The following is a 351-nucleotide window of genomic DNA, read 5'->3' on the forward strand; positions in this document are numbered from 1 at the left end:
CCGGTGTTTTTTTAGCATTCCCTGCCATAACAGAACTCCTTATTCAGGCAGACGATTAAGCGGCTCGTGCCCATTCAGGCAACTCGATGGTGCAGAATTCGTCGGGATAGCCCGGCCAGATTCCAGAACGCTGGCATTCAGCAAATTGATTCAGCATCAGGCGCATTTCAGAGCGACCCAGCTGCAGCATTTCATCGCTGGCCATATACAGCCCGATGGCGTAAGGCTGCTCTTTTTCGATAGCCAGCCATGCAAAGCCATTCGCAGGCAGACCCAGCGCCCGACACCCGTCCAGATACCAAGACGCTTTCTGGTGGTAGTGATAATTGAGAATATCTTTTTGGAACTTGC

1 protein-coding gene is annotated in these 351 nt (G+C 51.9%); it reads right to left on the reverse strand.

Annotated features, from left to right (window positions below; all coding sequences use genetic code 11):
- Positions 1-55 precede the first annotated feature (55 nt).
- The coding region (locus AK963_RS30760; RefSeq protein ID WP_175404815.1) for a PD-(D/E)XK nuclease-like domain-containing protein at positions 56-351 on the reverse strand (296 nt) is incomplete at its 5' end.

This window comes from Endozoicomonas atrinae (assembly GCF_001647025.1).
GTDB classification, from domain to species: domain Bacteria; phylum Pseudomonadota; class Gammaproteobacteria; order Pseudomonadales; family Endozoicomonadaceae; genus Endozoicomonas; species Endozoicomonas atrinae.